The following is an 18,076-nucleotide window of genomic DNA, read 5'->3' as shown; positions in this document are numbered from 1 at the left end:
GCCGAGGGGCGGACGGTTCAGCCGAACCGGCCGCCCCCGAGCACTCGCCGTTCGCCGGGCGATCAGGCGATCAGAGCCTCGATGACGCCGGTGTGGGCGTCCTTCAGCTCGGCCAGCGACACGGTGAACTGCCCCTGGACGTCCAGCACATCGCCGTCGACCACGCCGATCCGGGTGGCCGGCAGGCCGCGCGCGGTGCACATGTCGTTGAACCGGAGCTCCTCGCTGCGCGGAACCGCGACAACCGCGCGGCCGGCCGACTCGGAGAACAGGAACACGAACGGGTCCTGGCCCTCGGGCACGATGATCCGTGCGCCGTGACCACCCTTGAGGCAGCTCTCCACCAGGGCCTGGCCCAGGCCGCCGTCGGAGAGGTCGTGCGCGGCGTCGATCATGCCGTCGCGCGAGGCGGCGATCAGGATCTCGCCGAGCAGCTTCTCGCGGCCCAGGTCGACCTTGGGCGGCAGACCGCCGAGGTGGTCGTGGACCACCTGCGACCAGGCCGAGCCGCCCAGCTCGTCCTCGGTCTCACCGAGCAGGTAGAGCAGCTGGCCCTCCTCGGCGAAGCCGATCGGGGTGCGCCGGGTGACGTCGTCGATGACGCCGAGCACCGCGACCACGGGGGTCGGGTGGATGGCGACCTCGCCGGTCTGGTTGTAGAGCGAGACGTTGCCGCCGGTGACCGGGGTACCGAGCTCCAGGCAGGCGTCGGCCAGGCCGCGGGTCGCCTCGGCGAACTGCCACATGACGTCCGGGTCCTCGGGGGAGCCGAAGTTGAGGCAGTCGGAGATGGCGAGCGGCTTGGCACCGCCGGCCGCGACGTTGCGGTACGCCTCGGCGAGGGCCAGCTGGGCACCGGTGTACGGGTCCAGCTTGGTGTAGCGGCCGTTGCCGTCGGTGGCGACCGAGACGCCGAGGTTGGTCTCGTCGTCGATCCGGATCATGCCGGAGTCCTCGGGCACCGAGAGCACGGTGTTGCCGAGCACGTAGCGGTCGTACTGGTCGGTGATCCAGGACTTGGAGGCCTGGTTGGGGCTGCCGGCGACCTTGAGCAGGTCGGCCTTCAGGCCCTCACCGGTGGTCGGCCGGGCGAGGCGCTCGGCGCTCGGGGCGTCGGCCTGCAGCGCGTCCTGCCAGCTCGGGCGGGCGTACGGGCGCTGGTAGGTCGGGCCCTCGTGGGCGACGGTGCGCGGCGGCACGTCCACGACCAGCTCGCCGTGCCAGAAGATCTCCAGCCGCTCGCCGTCGGTCACCTCACCGATGACGGTGGCGATGACGTCCCACTTCTCGCAGATCTCCAGGAAGCGGTCGACCTTGCCGGGCTCGACGATGGCGCACATGCGCTCCTGCGACTCGCTCATGAGGATTTCCTCGGGCGAGAGCGTGTTGTCGCGCAGCGGGACGGTGTCCAGCTCGATCCGCATACCGCCGGAGCCGGCCGAGGCCAGCTCGGAGGTGGCGCAGGAGAGGCCGGCGCCGCCGAGGTCCTGGATGCCCTTGACGAGCTTCTCGGAGAAGATCTCCAGAGTGCACTCGATGAGGAGCTTCTCCTGGAACGGGTCGCCGACCTGGACGGCCGGGCGCTTGGCCGGGCCGGTGGCGTCGAAGGTCTCGGAGGCGAGCACCGAGACACCGCCGATGCCGTCGCCGCCGGTGCGGGCCCCGTACAGGATGACCTTGTTGCCGGCGCCGGAGGCCTGCGCGAGGTGGATGTCCTCGTGCTTCATCACGCCCACGCAGAGCGCGTTGACCAGCGGGTTGCCCTGGTAGCAGGAGTCGAAGACGACCTCACCGCCGATGTTCGGCAGGCCCAGGCAGTTGCCGTAGCCGCCGATGCCCGCGACGATCCCGGGCAGCACGCGCCGGGTGTCCGGGTGGTCGGCCGCACCGAAGCGCAGCGGGTCCATCACGGCGACCGGGCGGGCGCCCATCGCCAGGATGTCTCGCACGATGCCGCCGATGCCGGTGGCCGCGCCCTGGTAGGGCTCGATGTACGACGGGTGGTTGTGCGACTCGACCTTGAAGGTGACCGCGTAGCCCTGGCCGACGTCGACCACACCGGCGTTCTCGCCGATGCCGACGAGCATCGCGTCGCTCTGCGGCTTCTTCTCGCTGAACTGCTTCAGGTGGACCTTGGAGCTCTTGTACGAGCAGTGCTCCGACCACATGACGGAGTACATCGCGAGCTCGGCGCCGGTCGGGCGACGGTCGAGGATCTCGCGGATGCGCGCGTACTCGTCCTGCTTGAGGCCGAGCTCGGCCCAGGGCTGGGCGGCGTCCGGGGTCTGCTCGGCGTTCTTGACGGTGTCGAGGCTCATCAGGCGTTCACCAGCTGCTTCAGTACGGAAGTGAAGAAGCCCAGGCCCTCGACGGTCGGACCGGTGAGCGGCTCCACGGCGTGCTCCGGGTGCGGCATCAGGCCGACGACATTGCCGGCGGCGTTGGTGATGCCGGCGATGTCGCGGTACGAACCGTTCGGGTTGACGTCCAGGTAACGGGCGACCACCCGGCCCTCCGCCTCCAGTTCGTCCAGGACGTGCGCGTCCGCGACGAAGCGGCCCTCGCCGTTCTTCAGCGGGACGACGATTTCCTGTCCGACCGAGTAATCCCGGGTCCAGGCGGTGCCGTTGTTCTCGATGCGCAGCTTCTGGTCGCGGCAGATGAAGTGCAGCGAGTCGTTGCGGGTGAGCGCGCCGGGCAGTAGGTGCGATTCGCAGAGCACCTGGAAGCCGTTGCAGATACCGAGAACCGGCATTCCCAGCTTCGCCTGCTCGATGATGGTGGCCATCACCGGGGAGAAGCGGGAGATCGCGCCGCAGCGCAGATAGTCGCCGTAACTGAATCCGCCCGGCAGGACGACGGCGTCGACCTGGTGGAGATCCTTGTCACGGTGCCAGAGGGCGACCGGCTCGGCGCCGGCCAGGCGGACCGCGCGCTGGGCGTCGCGGTCGTCGAGGGATCCGGGGAAAGTGACGACGCCGACGCGGGTGGTCACTTCGCCTCCTCCTCGATGCGGACGGTGAAGTCCTCGATCACGGTGTTGGCGAGAAAGGTCTCGGCGGCTTCGCGGATACGGGCGAGCGCGGCGTCGTCGACCGGGCCCTCCAGCTCCAGCTCGAAGCGCTTGCCCTGGCGGACGTCGGCGATCCCGGTGAATCCGAGACGGGGCAGTGCGCGCTGCACCGCCTGTCCCTGGGGGTCGAGGATCTCCGGCTTGAGCATGACGTCGACTACGACGCGTGCCACTGGCACTCCCGGTGGTGTCTTCGTGAGGCGGGGGAACTCCAGACTACCGGGGGTTTCGGGCGCGATTGCTGGCCGGGGCGGGCGACGCGCGTAGACCTGAGACCCTTACGCCGCAAGGGTTCCGGGCCCGCGCCCCGCACCGGCGGGCACCCCATTTCTGCGGATTCGGCTCCCCGAACGAGAACCGCCGAAGAGCACCCGAATACCGGCACTCCGGGACAGATCGGCCAGCCGAGTGCGCCGGTATCCGGTACTCCGGCGAAGACACGTGAATATCCGGAAAAGAAAGCCGGACTCTTCGATTTCGACCCGCTTCGGGTGCAGAATAGGGCCACCTGCCGCGGCAAGTGCTGCGTATCCGGCACGCCATCAGGCCTGCCCGTATGCGCTTGCGCGTGTGGTGCACATCAGGCCACGGGAGCGCACCCCGCGCCCTTCGGCCGAATTGCCCGAGAGGATTGACACCCATGGCTCAGCGTGTAGTCGTCACGCTCTCCGACGACCTGGACGGCGGTGCCGCCGCGGAAACCGTCCACTTCGGCGTCGACGGGAAGTCCTACGAGATCGACCTGTCCCTGGACAACGCGGAAAAGCTGCGGGAGGCCCTCGCTCCGTTCGTCGCGGCCGGCCGCCGCCAGAGCCGCACCGGAAAGTCCTTCCGCCGTACCGCACTCACCCCGGACCCGGCCGCCGTGCGCGCCTGGGCCCAGTCGCGCGGCATGGAGCTGCCCGCCCGGGGCCGCATCCCCAAGCACGTGTACGAGGCGTTCGCCGAGGCGAACTGACCCCGCCGGGGCCCGGTCGTCCCACCTGCCCGAAAGGGTGGGGCGACCACCCCGAACGATGCTGTAGAGTATTCCTCGTCGCCGCAACGGAGAGATCCCGAGAGGCGGCGGGTGCCCCACCAGGCACCATGCGGACGTGGCTCAGTTGGTAGAGCATCACCTTGCCAAGGTGAGGGTCGCGAGTTCGAATCTCGTCGTCCGCTCGCAGTGCGCGAGCACAGCACAACTCAATAGTCAGACCTGCGGACGTGGCTCAGTTGGTAGAGCATCACCTTGCCAAGGTGAGGGTCGCGAGTTCGAATCTCGTCGTCCGCTCCAGTACGAAGGGCCCCCTCGATCGAGGGGGCCCTTCGGCGTTCCTTGCCGGTATTCCCCGGCCCGCCCCCCGGGCCCTTGGCCGATGACATTTGTCATCGCCGACCCGGGTAACCGCACCGCGTTCTCATGACGGCGCGCACTGCCCGCGGCGCCCGGGCGGCGGAAGGCTTGAGGCATGGAAACGAGCCAGCCCCCCGCCCCGAGCGAGCCCGTGATCGAGGTCACCGGCCTCCACCGCCACTACGGCTCCGGCACCGACGGCTACCACGCCGTGCGCGGCGTCGACCTCACCATCGGCAAGGGCGAACTGTTCGCACTGCTCGGCACCAACGGGGCCGGGAAGACCTCCACCATGGAGCTGATCGAGGGCCTCGCCGCCCCGACCGGCGGTGAGGTCCGGGTACTCGGCCACGACCCGCACCGCGAGCGGGCCGCCGTCCGCCCCCGGATCGGCATCATGCTCCAGGAGGGCGGGTTCCCCGGCGACCTCACCGTCGCCGAGACCGGCCGCAGCTGGGCCGGAATGACCAGCCGCACCCGCCCGGTGGACGAGGCGCTGGAGCTCGTCGGCCTGACCGCCCGCCGCAACGTCCGGGTCAAGCAGCTCTCCGGCGGCGAGCGCCGCCGGCTCGACCTCGCGATGGCCCTGCTCGGCCGCCCCGAGGTGCTCTTCCTGGACGAGCCCAGCACCGGCCTCGACCCGGAGGCCCGCGCAGCCGTCTGGCGCCTGGTCCGCGAGCTGCGCACCCAGGGCACCACGGTGCTGCTCACCACGCACTACCTGGAGGAGGCCGAGGAGCTGGCCGACCGGCTGGCCATCATGCACGGCGGCCGGGTCGTCACCACCGGCACCGTGGCCGAGGTGATCGCCGGCCGCCCGTCCCGGATCACCTTCGAACTCCCCGAGTTCTCCGGCGCCTCCCTCCCCCCGCTGCCCGGGGCCGAGGTCCTCGCCGTCGGCCGCCGGATCACCGTGCACACCCCCCGGCTCCAGGCCACCCTCACCGAGCTGCTCGGCTGGGCCGACCACCACGGCATCGCGCTCGGCGCCCTCGACGCCCGCAGCGCCTCGCTGGAGGAGGCCTTCCTCGCCATCGCCTCCGAGGCCGCCCACCGGCCCCCGGCCGACGCACCCGCCGCCCCCACCGCCCGCCGCCGCCTGATCGGACTCGCCCGATGACCACCGCCGCCCCCACCGCCGCCCTGTCCGCAGCCGGCCCGCAGAGCACCGCCGGCCGCCGCCTGCTCGCCCTCGGCCGGGCCGAGGCCACCCTGCTGGTGCGCAACCGGACCGCGCTGTTCACCGCCCTGCTGCTGCCGCTGCTGCTGATCGGCGGGCTGAAGAGCGTGCTCGACCAGCAGGCCAAGGACAATCCCGGTCTCGACGTCGACTCGCTGCTGGTCAACGGCGCGGTCGGGATGGTGCTGGTCTTCGTCGTCTACTACAACCTGACCGCCGCGTACGTGGCCCGCCGCGGCGAGCTGGTGCTCAAGCGGCTGCGCACCGGCGAGGCCCGGGACGCCGAGATCCTGGCCGGCACCGCGGTGCCCTCGGTCGGCCTCGCCCTGCTGATGTGCGCCGTCATCGGGGTGGTCGGCGCCTGCGCCCTGCACCTCACCGTGCCGGTCAACCCCCTGCTGCTGGCCGTCGGGCTGGTGCTGGTCGTCGGCACCCTGATGGCGCTGGCCGCGATCTCCAGCGCATTCACCCGGACCGTCGAGAGCGCGGGCATCACCACCATGCCGGTCCTGCTGCTCGCCCAGTTCGGCTCCGGCCTGTTCTTCCCGCTGGAGGTCATGCCGGACGGCGTCGCCGACTTCTGCCGGCTGCTGCCCACCACGCCGGCCTTCCAGCTGATCCGCGTCGGCTGGTTCGGCACCGACGGCTCCGAGGCCGCGACCGGCTTCGCCGGCACCTGGGCCACCGCCGCCCCGCACCTGGTCACCGGCACCGTCTGGCTGGGCCTCGCGGTCTGGGGTGCCGTCCGCTACTTCCGCTGGGAGCCGCGCCGCTGAGCCTTCTCTGATAGGAAGAGCGAAGCAATGATCATGATCGAACGGGGGCGGGCAGATGGGCGTACCGAGGCTGGTGCGTAGGTGGAAGGCCTACGGCAAGCCGCAGCGTTCCGAGCTCTACCTCCGCTGGTCGCTCTACCTGATGCCGCTGATCCTGATGATGGTGATCCTGCTGGCCGCCGGATCCGCCGCCCAGCAGGAACAGCCCCGCGACGCCGTCCGGGTCAGTATGGTCGTCGGCCTGGCCACCACACTGCTGGGCTTCCGGGCGTTCCGCACCTCGCTCGACCACTACCTGAAACGGCCGTCCGACCACCTGCGCTGGCTCCTGCTGACCGGCGGGGTGGCGGTCGCCGGCTCCTGGGCCGTCCTGCTGCTGGGCCCCACCGGCGGACCGGTGAACACCGGTCCGCCGTTCACCGCGGTGGTCGTCTCCGCGCTGGCGGCCTCGGCCTTCGGCCCTGCGAGCGTGGGCCTGTCCATGCGGCAGGCCTGCCTCACCGGAATCGGCGGTCGGCTGCTGGTCGTCCCGGCCACACTGCTGGCCGGGCTCGGCGCCCCGGCGGCCGCCGGCATGCTGGTCGGCGACCTCGTCGCGATGGCCTTCATCGGCCTCAGCTGCCGCGGGTGCGCCTGGCTCCAGGGCGTCGTCTGGGAGCTGGACGCCGCCCGCGAGGCACAGTCCCGGCTGGCCGTCGCGGAGGAGCGGCTGCGGTTCTCCCGGGACCTGCACGACGTGATGGGCCGCAACCTCACCACGATCGCGCTGAAGAGCGAGCTCGCCGTCCAGCTGGCCCGGCGCGGCCGCCCGGAGGCCGCCGACCAGATGACCGAGGTGCAGCGGATCGCCCAGGAGTCGCAGCGGGAGGTCCGGGACGTGATCCGCGGCTACCGCACGGCGGACCTGCACGCCGAGGCGATCGGCGCCCGCGCGGTGCTCCGCGCCGCCGACGTGCGCTGCGAGATCGACCTCGGCGAGGACGCCGACCAGCTGCCGCAGCCGGTGCAGTCGGTGTTCGGCTGGGTGATCCGCGAGGCGACCACCAACGTGCTGCGGCACAGCGAGGCGGGCCACTGCGCGATCAGGCTGCGCCGGGAGGACGGCCGGGCGGTGCTGGAGCTGGAGAATGACGGGGTGCCGGCGGTGCCGATCCCCTCCCAGGGCAGCGGTACCGGGCTGCGCGGGCTGCGGGAACGGCTGGCCGCGCACGACGGCGAGCTGACCGTCCCGGAGGCCGGACCGGGCCGGTTCCGGATGCTCGCCACCGTCCCGCTCTGATCCGCCGTCCCGCTCCGGGCCACCCGGCCGTTCCGATCCACCGCACGCCCGCCACCGCAGGAAGGCCCGCCCGATGACCGACACCGCCCCCGTGCGCGTCCTGCTCGCCGACGACGAGCATCTGATCCGCGGGGCGCTGGCCGCGCTGCTCTCCCTGGAGGAGGACATCACCGTGGTCGCCCAGGCCGCCTCCGGCCCGGAGGCGCTGGCGATGGCGAAGGCGCACCGCCCCGATGTCGCGGTGCTCGACCTCCAGATGCCCGGTCTGGACGGCATCGAGGTGGCCACCGAGCTGCGGCGGGTGCTTCCGGACTGCCGCACGATGATCGTCACCGGCCACGGCCGCCCGGGCTATCTGAAGCGGGCGCTGGAGGTCGGGGTGCGCGGCTTCCTGCCGAAGACGGTCTCGGCGGCGGATCTGGCCGGGATCATCCGCACGGTGCTGGCGGGCGCCCGGTACGTCGACCCGGAGCTCGCGGCGGACGCGATCAGCGCGGGCGAGACGCCGCTGACCCCGCGCGAGACGGACGTGCTGGAGCTGGCCGCCGACGGCACCTCGATCGCCGAGATCGCCGAGCGCGCGGCGCTCTCCCAGGGGACGGTCCGCAACTACCTCTCCTCGGCGGCCGGCAAGCTGGGCGCCGAGAACCGCCATGCGGCGGTGCGGATCGCCCGCGAGCACGGCTGGATCTGAGACCCGGCCGCGCCCGCGGGCGGTGTGGGACGCGTCCGGCGCCTCCCGCGTGGCACGGGGGCCGCCGGACGCGCCCGAGGGGCTCACGCCCAGGAGGTGCCGGTCAGCAGCTCGTAGACCTCGGCGTACTTGGCGCGGGTCTGCTCGACGATCTCGGCGGGCAGCTCCGGCGGCGGCAGCTCGCTGTGGCGGTCCCAGCCGGAGGCCGGGGAGACCAGCCAGTCGCGGATGAGCTGCTTGTCGAAGGACGGCTGCGAGCGGCCGGGCTGCCACTGGTCGGCGGGCCAGAAGCGGGAGGAGTCCGGGGTGAGCACCTCGTCACCGATCACCAGCTCGCCGTCGAGCAGGCCGAACTCGAACTTGGTGTCGGCCAGGATGATGCCGCGGTCGCGGGCGATGTCCCGGGCCCGGGCGTAGACGTCCAGGGTGGTGCGGCGCAGCTGGTTGGCGAGCTCGGCGCCGATCCGGCGGGCGGTCTCCTCGTAGGAGACGTTCTCGTCGTGCTCGCCGACCTCGGCCTTGAGCGCCGGGGTGTAGATCGGGGCGGGCAGCTCGGAGCTGTTCTCCAGGCCCTCGGGCAGGGCGATGCCGCAGACCGTCCGGTCGGCGTTGTACTCGGCCAGGCCGGAGCCGGCCAGGTAGCCGCGGGCCACGCACTCGACCGGGATCATCTCCAGGCTGCGGCAGACCAGCGTGCGGCCCTTCCAGTCGGCGGGGGCGCCGGCCGGGACCTCGGTGGAGATCACGTGGTTGGGCACGATGTCGGCGATCCGCTCGAACCACCACAGCGAGAGCTGGGTGAGGATGCGGCCCTTGTCGGGGATCTCGTTGGGCAGGACCCAGTCGTGGGCCGACATGCGGTCGCTGGCGACCATCACGAGGTCACCCGACTCGGCGCGGTAGAGGTCGCGCACCTTGCCGGTGTGCAGGTGGACCAGGCCGGGCACCTGGACCGGCTCGGGCTTGGTGACAAATCCGCTCAAGGTCGTCTCAGTCCTCAGGGGTCGTTCGCGGGCGTGGGGCGCGAAAGGGGAGGTCACTGCCCCTGAGTCTGTCATGACGCCCGCACCGGCCCCGACGGCCCGGGCCCGTGCGGCGGCCCGGGCCGCCGCAGGCCCGGCCGCGCCACCGGGACAGGCCTGCGGCTCAGCCGTTCTTGCAGAGGCGGTCCAGCAGGTTGGCGGTGGCCCGCTGGATCCGCTCGTCGGTGAGGCCGGGCCGGTCCAGCGCGGGCGACCAGGCGAAGGTGCCGGCGGCGAAGACGTACGCTCCGCTGGGCGCCCGGTAGAGCGACGTCTCCTGGTACCGGGTGCGGCCGGCGAGGTCCCGGTACGGGGAGTGCGCGAGCAGCACCCGCTCGGTGTGCTCGGGCAGGGCCACCTTGGGGTAGTAGCGGTCGGCCTCGCCGGCCACCAGCCCGGGCAGTTCGTCGCCCTCCTGGACGCCGGTGCCGTCCCAGAGCCAGTGCGCGGTGTGCCGGGCCACCAACGGGACGGGGGCGGCGACCCGGCCCGAGTACTGGAGGCCGAGCAGGTGCTGCTCGGGCTCGCCGGCGTCCCGCCAGAGCGCGCTGGCGGAGCCGGAGACCCCGGCGGCCTGGCTCCCGGGCCGGACCTTCTGCCGTTTGCGGCAGTTGAGGAGCCGGTTGGGCTCGCCCGAGGGCGCGGGGCTCAGCTCGACCCGCCAGTACATGGTGTTGGCCGAGAGGAAGACCAGCGAGGTGCCGCCGTCGCGGGCCCGCTCGGCGGCCCGGCGCATCGGCTCGGACCAGTACTCGTCGTGGCCGGGGAAGACCAGCGCCTTGTGCCGGGACGGGTCCACCAGGCCTGCGTGCAGGTCGGTGGCGGTGGCGTAGGAGAGGTCGTAGCCGTACCGCTCGGCCCAGCGGATGAAGTCGTAGGCGTGGCCGACGTGCAGCGGCAGTCCGGCGGTGGCGTGCGGACGGTCGAAGGAGACGGTGACGGCCGCCTCCGGCTCGCCGACCAGCCGGCCCTGGTCGTCCCAGGCGTGGTAGAGGCTGGCGCCGCTGCGGCCGTCCTCGGGGAAGAGGTTGTACGCCTGCCAGGTCACGTCGGGGAGCACCAGCAGCAGCTCGGCGGCGTGCGCCTGGTCCTCGAAGTCCCGGACGGTGAACGGGATGTGGCTGCGGTGCAGCATGTCACCGGTGGTCAGCACGGCGACGTAGGCGCCGGGCGGCCAGTGGGCGGGGATCTGCAGCCGCCAGGAGTGCCACCAGTGGTGGCAGGAGACGGTCCGGCCGACGACCAGCGGGGCGGGCTGGGCCAGCCCGGAGATCAGCGGACTGGACGTCATGTGGTGGGCGCCGTCGCCGCCGTAGTGGCCGATCCGGTAGACGTCGACGGTGAACTCGCGGGGCGGGTTGACGGTGACCCGGAAGTCCACCGATCCGCCGGGGCGGACGATGCCGGCCGAGGCGAAGCCCTTGATCTGCTGCACCACGTCGTTGGCGCCCTGCGGAGTGCCGACCGGTGGCTTGGGTCTGGTGCACCCGGCCAGGGGCTGCTGGCCCGGCGCGTCCACCGAGACGTACCAGGGGACGGCGCCCTCGGCGCCCGCCAGGTACTGGTCCGGGCTGCGCAGCCAGGGCAGCGGGCCCTGGCCGAAGGGGTCGGAGACGCTGTACGCGTGCGTTCCGGACTCCCAGCGGCGGTTGAGTTCCGTCCCCACGCGCCCCTCCCACAGGTGCACCCTCGCCGGTTGGCATGTGCCTCCCGGGTGTGCGTGCGATCCAATACACCACAGAGTGCTGGCGCTGTGTCACCCAACGGTAGCAACTAGTGGTGGCGATTCTTCCGACCCGCCCGGGGATGGCCTCCGGCCTGCGAAGACCCGCCGTACCCGGCCGCCCCGGGGGCGCGAGCGCGGATACCGAGCGCCCCGCCGCCCCCTGCGGCCGGGCGGGGCCTACAGCCGGACCGGCTTCTCCAGCCGGACGTCGGCGGCGTCCAGCCAGGTGCGCAGCGGGCCGTCCTGGCCCTGTTCCACGGCCTGGGCGACCGGGCCGGCAAGGTCGGTCCGGCGGACCCCTCCGATCAGCAGCACCGGGCCGTCCAGCCAGTCCAGGCCGGGGGTGGCGCCGGCGGTGTCGACCGCGGCGCAGCAGACCATCGCGGTGACGTGGTCGACCAGGAGGTCCCGCCCGGTGCGGACGGGCTCCAGCAGCGGTGCGGGGGCCGTGGTGCGGGCCAGCTGGGCGGTGAGCGAGGCGGCCAGCTGCTCGCCGTCGCCCTCGGCCAGCCGGACCAGCAGCCTGGTGAGGGTCGGGGAGCCGGGGCGGGCCTGCGGGGCCGGGCGGTCCAGGGCGGACTGCAGCGCTGCGGCCCGGGCCCGCCAGCCGGCGTCCACCACCTCGGCCGGGTAGGCGGCCCAGTCCAGCTCGCGCCAGCTGCCGGAGGCGGGCCGGCCGAAGAACAGCTCGGCGGCGAGCAGGGAGACGGCCTCGTCCACCGCGCCGGGCTCCTCCAGCAGGTCGCAGGCGGGGCGGTCGCCGAGCCGGCTGCCGTAGCCGCCGGCCAGCCGGTCGCGGCGGGACAGCTCGGTGAGCGCGGCGACCACGCCGGCGTTGAGGTGCGCGGGGTGCCGGCCGAGCCGCCAGGCGGGCAGCGCGACCCGGGTGAGCAGCCGGTCCCAGCCGGCGTAGGCCAGGCCGACCTGCTCCTGGGCGGCGATCCGCAGGCCGTAGTCGACCGACCTGGCCTGCTCGGAGGCCCAGCCGGCGACGGCCCGCTCCAGCTCGGCGGAGTGCCCGCGACAGGCGCCGAGCAGCCGGCGGGTGATCCGGTCGGTCAGTGCGGCGGGGCCCCGGCGGCCGGTGCGCGGGGCGGCGGGCGCGGCGGCTCCGGCCGGCCCGGGGGCGGCCGCGTCCAGGCTGGCGTCCAGGCCGCGCAGGAAGCGGCGGGCGGCGGCGATGTCCGGGTCGGCGGAGGCCGCGGTGCCGGCCACCACCGGGGCGAGCAGCGCGCGCAGCTCGCCGGCCCGCATCCACCAGAGGAACGGCGAGCCGATCACCAGCACCGGCGCGGGCGGCTCGTGCGCGCCGCCCGGTGCCCGGCGGGCCGGCGGGACGTCCTCCAGCCAGCTGTCGCAGTCCGGGGTGAGCGCGATCGCGGAGGGCGCGGGGACCTCCAGCCGGTCGGCCAGCTCGCCGATCAGCCGGTACAGCTCGGGGGCCTGTGCCCGCTCCAGCGGAATGGCCGGGGTCTGCGGCGGCACGGCCCGGCGGTAGGCCCGGGCGGCCAGGCCGGCCACCAGCAGGGTGCCGGCGGCCACGGCGCAGACCGCCCAGCGGACGGCGTCCCAGGCGGCGGCGTCGGAGGCGCCGGGCGCCCCGAGCCGGCCGGTGAACCGGCCCGCGAGCAGCACCACCGCGACGGCGGCGGGCAGTGCGGCGGCGGCCAGGGCGAGACCACGGACCCGCAGGACCGCGTGGGCATGAGCGCGCGCGGTGTCGAAAGCGGTCATACGGTGCGGCACCCCCTTCGGAGCCCTCGGGCGCCCGGTGACGGGCCCTGAGCCGACTCGAAACGATCAGTTCCGACTGGGAAACGGCGGCGTCCGATCCCCGGTAATACATGCTGCGTGGCGCTTGTGACATTTTTGACGCCCGTACCCGGGTGGGTGTTCCGGATCTCGCCGGTTTCCACTCGTCCCGGTGACGGTGCCCGAATTCCGGACGACCGCGCCAGGGCGTCGTGCGAAGCGGTCCGGGCGTGCTCGCCCGGCCGGACGCCGTCCAGCATCCCCCCGCGCGACCACGGCTACCCGGCGGCGGCCGCGAGCGGCACGGCCCGGGGTGCTGCGGACCAGCGCACCATAAGGCCGGGCGCCCGGTTACGTCAGCTGGATGCGGTTGCTGTCACTCGATGGGCTGGATTCCGGCCGCCGAACGGTGTGGCGGTCGCCGGAACCACTCCGGCTCCCCCTGACCCGTAAACGCCGCAGGGCGCTGCGTCCATGGGGGTTGTTTCCCCGCGAACGCAGCGCCCTGCGGCGCACTGAAACCGCTTGCTACTGCGCGGCCTTGAGCGCGATGTCGGTGCGGTGCTGGCCGCCCTTGAGGCTGATCCGGTCCACGGCGTCGTACGCGCGGCCGCGCGCCTCGGCGAGGTCGGTACCGGTGGCGGTGACCGAGAGGACGCGGCCGCCGGCGCTGAGCACCCGGCCGTCCTCGTCCGCCCGGGTGCCCGCGTGCAGCACGTACGCGGTGCCGTCGGCGGCCTCGGCCCCGGCCAGGCCCTCGATCGGGTCGCCGGTGCGCGGCGCGGCCGGGTAGCCCTCGGAGGCGATCACCACGGTGACGGCGGCCCCGTCGTCCCACCGCAGCGGCTCCAGCTGGTCCAGCGTGCCGGTGGCGGAGGCGTGCAGGACGCCGGCCAGCGGGGTGCGCAGCCGGGCCAGCACGACCTGGGTCTCCGGGTCGCCGAAGCGGGCGTTGAACTCGATCACCCGGGTGCCGCGCGAGGTGAGCGCCAGGCCCGCGTAGAGCAGGCCGGAGAAGTCGGTGCCACGGCGGCGCAGCTCGTCCACGGTCGGCTGCAGGACGGTCTCCAGGACCTCCTCGACCAGGCCCTCGGGCGCCCAGGGCAGCGGCGAGTAGGCACCCATGCCGCCGGTGTTCGGGCCCTCGTCGCCGTCCAGCGCGCGCTTGAAGTCCTGCGCGGGCTGGAGCGGGAGGACGGTGGTGCCGTCGGTGACGGCGAAGAGCGAGACCTCGGGGCCGTCGAGGTACTCCTCGATGACCACCCTCCCCCGGCCCTGGCGGCCGGGAGCTGCCCCCATGCAGGAGGCGGCGTGGGCCAGCGCGGCCTCGCGGTCGGAGGTGACCACGACGCCCTTGCCGGCGGCCAGGCCGTCGTCCTTGACCACGTAGGGCGCGCCGAAGGCGTCCAGCGCCTCGGCGGCCTCGGCCGGGGTGGTGCAGACGTAGGAGCGGGCGGTGGGCACGCCGGCGGCGGCCATCACGTCCTTGGCGAAGGCCTTCGAGCCCTCCAGCCGGGCGGCCGAGCCGGACGGGCCGAAGACCGGGATGCCGGCCGCGCGCACGGCGTCGGAGACGCCCGCGACCAGCGGGGCCTCCGGGCCGACCACGACCAGGTCGGCGTCGAGCTGCCGGGCGAGCGCCGCGACCTGCGCGCCGTCCAGCTGGTCGACGGGGTGGACCGTCGCCACCTGCGCGATCCCGGCGTTACCCGGGGCGCAGTGCAGCTCGGTGACGGCGGGATCTTGGGACAGAGAGCGGCACAGGGCGTGTTCGCGGGCGCCGCCGCCGATGACGAGGACCTTCACGGTTGGCAAGGGTAGTCGGTGGCCGGTTCCGGCTTCCCCCCGGTCCCGTCGGAACCTACAGCGGAAGCCGTCCGTACGCTGCCGGCCTCGGAGGAACCTCCAAGAGTCGGCACCGGTCGTGCGCCCGGGGTGTCCGGGTCAGGACAGCGGGTCACCGGAGCCTCGCTCGGACGGGTGAAATCTCGCCGCCCGCCGCAACCCGCTCACCTCGGCTTCCGGTGGTCGGATCCGGTAACGATCATTGGAGAAGCGCCCCCACGGTCAGCCATTTGGCGGTAAGAAGTGCTGTTGGACCAGCACCGGCCGCCGGCCGGTGCGCCGTCCCCGGGCGAGCACACGCGCCCCGGGGCGTCGCGCGTCCGATGCGTCACCCGGCGTTCCACGGCCAGTCAGGCCGATGTCACGTCAGGGCGATGCGCCGTCAGACCCAGCAGTCCGCCCGCCACAGGGAGCCCCACAGGTGAGCCAGCCGGAAATGCAGCCCGAGGAGAGTGCCTGGGGCAAGGAGATCGGCGAGGAGGACCAGCCGGCCGCCACAGTCGCGCGCCCGGCGTCCACCCGCCACCGGACCGATCTGAGCACCCGCCAGTTCCCGCTGGGAGACTGGGGCGAGCCCGCCGAGCGGTTGGAGGAGCTCTACCGCTGGTCCGAGGAGCGGGCCGTGGAGGCGATCGACTGGTACCGCCGGGACCGGATCTGGAAGCGCCGCTGGGCCCGACTGCTGCGGTTCGGCTCGGCCGGTTTCGCGGTCGGGGGGGTCACCGCCCCGCTGGTGGACCTCACCGGCACCGTCGCGAACGCCACCAGCTGGGGCTACGTCGGCCTGGCGCTCTCCGCCGCCTGCTACGGCGCGGACCGGGTGTTCGGCCTGACCTCCGGCTGGATGCGGGACGTCTCCACCGCGCAGGCGCTGCAGCGCCGGCTGGAGGCCTTCCAGTTCGACTGGGCGTCGGAGTGCGTGCGCGAGGTGCTCGGCCCCACCGAGGGCACCGCCGGTGAGGCCGCCGAGCGCTGCCTCGGGGTGCTGCGGCGGTTCTGCGAGGACGTCTCGGACATGGTCCGCACCGAGACCTCGGAGTGGATGCTGGAGTTCCGCGCGGGCATGACCCAGCTGCCCACGCAGGCCGCCGGCAGCTGGGGCGGCCGCAGCGAGACGGGCGGGGGCGCCCAGGTGCGGATCCTGCCGCCGCCGGGCACCCGGCCGACCATGCCGCGCCAGCGGCCCCCGGAGGGCCCGCTGCGCTAGGGGCTGTCCGGCCGGGTGGAGGTCCGGCCGGCGAAGGGGTCCGGCCGGGTGGGAGATCCGGGCCGGGGAGAGGTCCGGCCCGGGCTCAGGCGAAGACGATCATCGAGCCCTGGGTGAGGCTCCGGGTGGCCGCCGCGTACAGGCCCGCCCAGGCGTGCCGCTCCCTGGCGAAGGGGTGCAGGTCGTCCAGCGGCGGGCCGAACGGCTGCTCCAGGCCGGTGGGGCCGAGCGGCCGGGTCGGGTGCGGCGGGTTGGCCGGGTCGATGCCCAGTGCCGGTGCGACGGCCTGCAGTTCGCGCAGCAGCCCGTGGCTGGAGCCCAGCGGACCGCCCGCGACGAGCAGCGCGTCGTCCACCAGCGGCACCGCGAACTCGATCGGCACGTACGCCCCGGCGTGGTCGAAGTGCCAGACCAGGTGCGACTGTTCCGCGCTGCTCTCGAACATCTCCAGCAGCTGCTCGTAGTCGCCGCCGAGCGCGTCCACCGGCGTGATGTCCAGGCCGGTCAGCCCCAGCAGGTAGGCGCGGCGCAGGAAGTGCAGCGAGTCGTAGTCGAAGGCGGCTATCGGCTCGACCGCCCCGCTGAGCCCGGGCACGAACTGGTAGACCGGCACCTCGGGCAGCCCGTGCGAGGTCAACACGGCGTTGTAGAGCGCGAGATCGTCCCGGAAGGGGTTGTCGGGGCTGTGGCTCAGCACGTCCACGAGCGGGACGAGCCAGAGGTCGCAGGCCATGGGCCGGCTCTTCCTCTCCGGGCGGCGGGTGCCGTTCGCGGGGCGAACGACGGGCGGACGGGTCGGCACCCGGACCGTCGGTGCAGGGACCGCCCGGGACGACGACCGCCCACCCTACCGGCCCGGCGCGCGGTGCGGGTCGGGGCGCCCCTCGGGCAGTTGGCCGGACGGCGGGTCGGCGGGCCGGCGGCCGAACCGTCGGTACGGCACCGTGCGCGGCTGCGGTACCAGGCCCAGGCCCAGCCCCAGCTCACGGCCGAGCTCCCGGCCCAGCTCGCGCTCACGGCCCCGGGCACGGCCGGTCTCCGCCGCGCCCGTCTGGGGGGACTGCGCCGCCTGGGCGGCCTCCCCGCGTGCCGCCCCCGTCGACGTCCCGGGCGCTGTCCCGGGCGCCGGTCCGGGCGCCGCCGGAGCGGTGCCCGCGTCCGGTACCGGCGCAGGCCCGGCGTCCGGTACCGGCGCAGGCCCGGCATCCGCCGCGGGGCCCGCGTCCGCCGGCAGGCCGAGCGTGGCCGTCAGCAGCGGCAGGACGCCGGCCGACTCCACCGGCTGCCCGGCCAGATCGGCCAGCAGCCGCACAGTGAACAGGTTGTACTCGCAGACGATCCGGTGCGCGCCCGCCCGGTCCCCCGCCTCGACCGCGTCGACCAGCTCGGAGTGACGGTCCCAGCAGACGCCCTCCAGTGTCGGCATCGTCCGCAGGTACGGCGCGGCGAACATCCAGGACTGCACCCGCAGCCAGTCCAGGTAGTCGCCGATCCTGCGGTTGCCGAGCAGCCCGGCCGCCTCCTGCCAGAACCGGCGGTCGCAGCCCACCATCACGTCCAGGTTCCCGGCCCGGGCGGCCCGAACCGCCGCGTCCGCCCGCCGCCGCAGCGAGGGCAGCCGGCCGCCGGTGTCCGGCAGGGTGGGCATGGCGGCGAGCCGGCGGAAGTAGCTGTCGGTGAGCAGCACCCGGGACTCGAAGATCTCCAGGAAGTCGTCCCAGCCGAACTCGGGCACCGTGAAGCCCCGATGGTGTTCGGCCCGGAGCAGCCCCTGCGCGCCGAGGTCGACCAGCGCCTCCCGGGCCGGGGTCGCCGAGACCCCGTACAGCTCGGCGATCTCCTTGACCGTGAAGTTGCGCCCGGCCGCGAGCCGGCCGGCCATCATCTCCTCGCGCAGCGCGCCGGCGATCTGCTCGCGCAGGCTGTTGCGCTGGATCACGGGGCGGGTGTCGCCCGAGCCGGTGCCGAACATGCGCGCGACCTCCTCGGGCGGGCTGGGCGGCCTGCCTCGGGACAGGCCGGTGGGACAGCGGCTGGAACACGACGAAGGCTCATCTTCTCAAAGATGTCCTTGCCGTGCGGCCGGGGCGTGCCGGGCGGCGCCACCGGCCCCGGCGGAAGCCGCCGCCCCACCCGCACACGGCGCCGGGCGGGACCCGCCCGCCGGGTGCCCGGGAGGTCCCCCA

The 18,076-nt window shown here is 73.8% G+C and carries 15 protein-coding genes and 2 tRNA genes; 8 read left to right on the top strand and 9 right to left on the bottom strand.

The annotated features are described in order from the left end of the window. Window positions 1-62: 62 nt before the first annotated feature. Genes purL through purS form a run of 3 tightly spaced genes read right to left on the bottom strand, consistent with a single transcriptional unit; the run spans window position 63 to window position 3,246 of the window. Window positions 63-2,318, bottom strand: coding sequence for a phosphoribosylformylglycinamidine synthase subunit PurL (gene purL / locus ACZ3YO_RS20585; RefSeq protein WP_396324289.1), 2,256 nt, complete (start codon window positions 2,316-2,318; stop codon window positions 63-65). Then, window positions 2,318-2,995 (bottom strand): phosphoribosylformylglycinamidine synthase subunit PurQ, encoded by a 678-nt coding sequence (purQ, locus tag ACZ3YO_RS20580; RefSeq protein ID WP_396324290.1) that lies wholly within the window; start codon window positions 2,993-2,995, stop codon window positions 2,318-2,320. Before purQ ends, purL begins: the two co-directional genes overlap by 1 nt. After that, the gene (purS, locus tag ACZ3YO_RS20575) at window positions 2,992-3,246 is read right to left on the bottom strand and encodes a phosphoribosylformylglycinamidine synthase subunit PurS (protein WP_396324291.1); all 255 of its coding nucleotides are present in this window, start codon (window positions 3,244-3,246) and stop codon (window positions 2,992-2,994) included. Before purS ends, purQ begins: the two co-directional genes overlap by 4 nt. A gap of 467 nt (window positions 3,247-3,713) precedes the next feature. On the opposite strand from purS, the gene ACZ3YO_RS20570 reads away from it, so the two are divergent. The 7 genes from ACZ3YO_RS20570 to ACZ3YO_RS20540 all read left to right on the top strand — a co-directional run bounded on the left by ACZ3YO_RS20570 (window position 3,714) and on the right by ACZ3YO_RS20540 (window position 8,338). Continuing rightward, window positions 3,714-4,031 carry a histone-like nucleoid-structuring protein Lsr2 gene (locus ACZ3YO_RS20570; protein ID WP_238860361.1) on the top strand — a complete coding sequence of 106 codons (318 nt, stop codon included), beginning with the start codon at window positions 3,714-3,716 and terminating at the stop codon, window positions 4,029-4,031. A 130-nt stretch (window positions 4,032-4,161) separates the two neighbouring features. After that, a tRNA-Gly gene (locus tag ACZ3YO_RS20565) sits at window positions 4,162-4,234 on the top strand. 39 nt (window positions 4,235-4,273) lie between these two features. Then, window positions 4,274-4,349: transfer RNA gene (locus ACZ3YO_RS20560), tRNA-Gly, on the top strand. A gap of 175 nt (window positions 4,350-4,524) precedes the next feature. Continuing rightward, entirely contained in the window at window positions 4,525-5,529 is a 1,005-nt protein-coding gene (locus tag ACZ3YO_RS20555; RefSeq protein WP_465571131.1) for an ABC transporter ATP-binding protein, read from the top strand. Then, window positions 5,526-6,365, top strand: a complete 840-nt coding sequence (locus ACZ3YO_RS20550) for an ABC transporter permease (RefSeq protein ID WP_465571129.1) — start codon at window positions 5,526-5,528, stop codon at window positions 6,363-6,365. Before ACZ3YO_RS20555 ends, ACZ3YO_RS20550 begins: the two co-directional genes overlap by 4 nt. Before the next feature lie 55 nt (window positions 6,366-6,420). Next, complete coding sequence (locus ACZ3YO_RS20545; protein WP_465571127.1) at window positions 6,421-7,644, top strand: sensor histidine kinase; 1,224 nt, start codon at window positions 6,421-6,423, stop codon at window positions 7,642-7,644. A 73-nt stretch (window positions 7,645-7,717) separates the two neighbouring features. After that, window positions 7,718-8,338 carry a response regulator gene (locus tag ACZ3YO_RS20540; protein WP_396324295.1) on the top strand — a complete coding sequence of 207 codons (621 nt, stop codon included), beginning with the start codon at window positions 7,718-7,720 and terminating at the stop codon, window positions 8,336-8,338. Window positions 8,339-8,421: 83 nt separating this feature from the next. Here the strand turns inward: ACZ3YO_RS20540 and ACZ3YO_RS20535 are convergent, their stop codons facing one another. The 4 genes from ACZ3YO_RS20535 to purD form a co-directional block, all read right to left on the bottom strand. Then, on the bottom strand, window positions 8,422-9,321 hold the full coding sequence (locus tag ACZ3YO_RS20535) for a phosphoribosylaminoimidazolesuccinocarboxamide synthase (protein ID WP_396324296.1): 900 nt from the start codon (window positions 9,319-9,321) through the stop codon (window positions 8,422-8,424). 163 nt (window positions 9,322-9,484) lie between these two features. Beyond that, window positions 9,485-11,026, bottom strand: a complete 1,542-nt coding sequence (locus tag ACZ3YO_RS20530) for a N,N-dimethylformamidase beta subunit family domain-containing protein (protein WP_465571125.1) — start codon at window positions 11,024-11,026, stop codon at window positions 9,485-9,487. Window positions 11,027-11,263: 237 nt separating this feature from the next. Continuing rightward, on the bottom strand, window positions 11,264-12,820 hold the full coding sequence (locus ACZ3YO_RS20525) for a hypothetical protein (RefSeq protein WP_465571123.1): 1,557 nt from the start codon (window positions 12,818-12,820) through the stop codon (window positions 11,264-11,266). A 546-nt stretch (window positions 12,821-13,366) separates the two neighbouring features. Further along, window positions 13,367-14,644, bottom strand: coding sequence for a phosphoribosylamine--glycine ligase (gene purD, locus ACZ3YO_RS20520; RefSeq protein ID WP_465548600.1), 1,278 nt, complete (start codon window positions 14,642-14,644; stop codon window positions 13,367-13,369). A gap of 460 nt (window positions 14,645-15,104) precedes the next feature. Here purD and ACZ3YO_RS20515 point away from each other — a divergent pair, with 460 nt between their 5' ends. After that, the gene (locus ACZ3YO_RS20515) at window positions 15,105-15,890 is read left to right on the top strand and encodes an SLATT domain-containing protein (RefSeq protein ID WP_465571120.1); all 786 of its coding nucleotides are present in this window, start codon (window positions 15,105-15,107) and stop codon (window positions 15,888-15,890) included. An 85-nt stretch (window positions 15,891-15,975) separates the two neighbouring features. Here the strand turns inward: ACZ3YO_RS20515 and ACZ3YO_RS20510 are convergent, their stop codons facing one another. Beyond that, complete coding sequence (locus ACZ3YO_RS20510) at window positions 15,976-16,623, bottom strand: hypothetical protein (protein WP_396324301.1); 648 nt, start codon at window positions 16,621-16,623, stop codon at window positions 15,976-15,978. A gap of 114 nt (window positions 16,624-16,737) precedes the next feature. Beyond that, window positions 16,738-17,862, bottom strand: a complete 1,125-nt coding sequence (locus ACZ3YO_RS20505) for a GntR family transcriptional regulator (protein ID WP_465571118.1) — start codon at window positions 17,860-17,862, stop codon at window positions 16,738-16,740. Window positions 17,863-18,076 lie beyond the last annotated feature (214 nt).

The organism is Kitasatospora sp. NPDC022785 (assembly GCF_055561295.1).
The sequence above is the reverse complement of the archived record's forward strand: the minus strand, read 5'-3'. Positions and strand labels throughout refer to the sequence as shown.

Coding starts and splice junctions, on each gene's coding strand:
- ACZ3YO_RS20505 (WP_465571118.1), bottom strand. CDS start 17,862: ATGTTCGGCACCGGCTCGGGCGACACCCGCCCCGTGATCCAGCGCAAC.
- ACZ3YO_RS20555 (WP_465571131.1), top strand. CDS start 4,525: ATGGAAACGAGCCAGCCCCCCGCCCCGAGCGAGCCCGTGATCGAGGTC.
- ACZ3YO_RS20545 (WP_465571127.1), top strand. CDS start 6,421: ATGGGCGTACCGAGGCTGGTGCGTAGGTGGAAGGCCTACGGCAAGCCG.
- ACZ3YO_RS20540 (WP_396324295.1), top strand. CDS start 7,718: ATGACCGACACCGCCCCCGTGCGCGTCCTGCTCGCCGACGACGAGCAT.
- ACZ3YO_RS20510 (WP_396324301.1), bottom strand. CDS start 16,623: ATGGCCTGCGACCTCTGGCTCGTCCCGCTCGTGGACGTGCTGAGCCAC.
- ACZ3YO_RS20550 (WP_465571129.1), top strand. CDS start 5,526: ATGACCACCGCCGCCCCCACCGCCGCCCTGTCCGCAGCCGGCCCGCAG.
- ACZ3YO_RS20570 (WP_238860361.1), top strand. CDS start 3,714: ATGGCTCAGCGTGTAGTCGTCACGCTCTCCGACGACCTGGACGGCGGT.
- purL (WP_396324289.1), bottom strand. CDS start 2,318: ATGAGCCTCGACACCGTCAAGAACGCCGAGCAGACCCCGGACGCCGCC.
- ACZ3YO_RS20525 (WP_465571123.1), bottom strand. CDS start 12,820: ATGACCGCTTTCGACACCGCGCGCGCTCATGCCCACGCGGTCCTGCGG.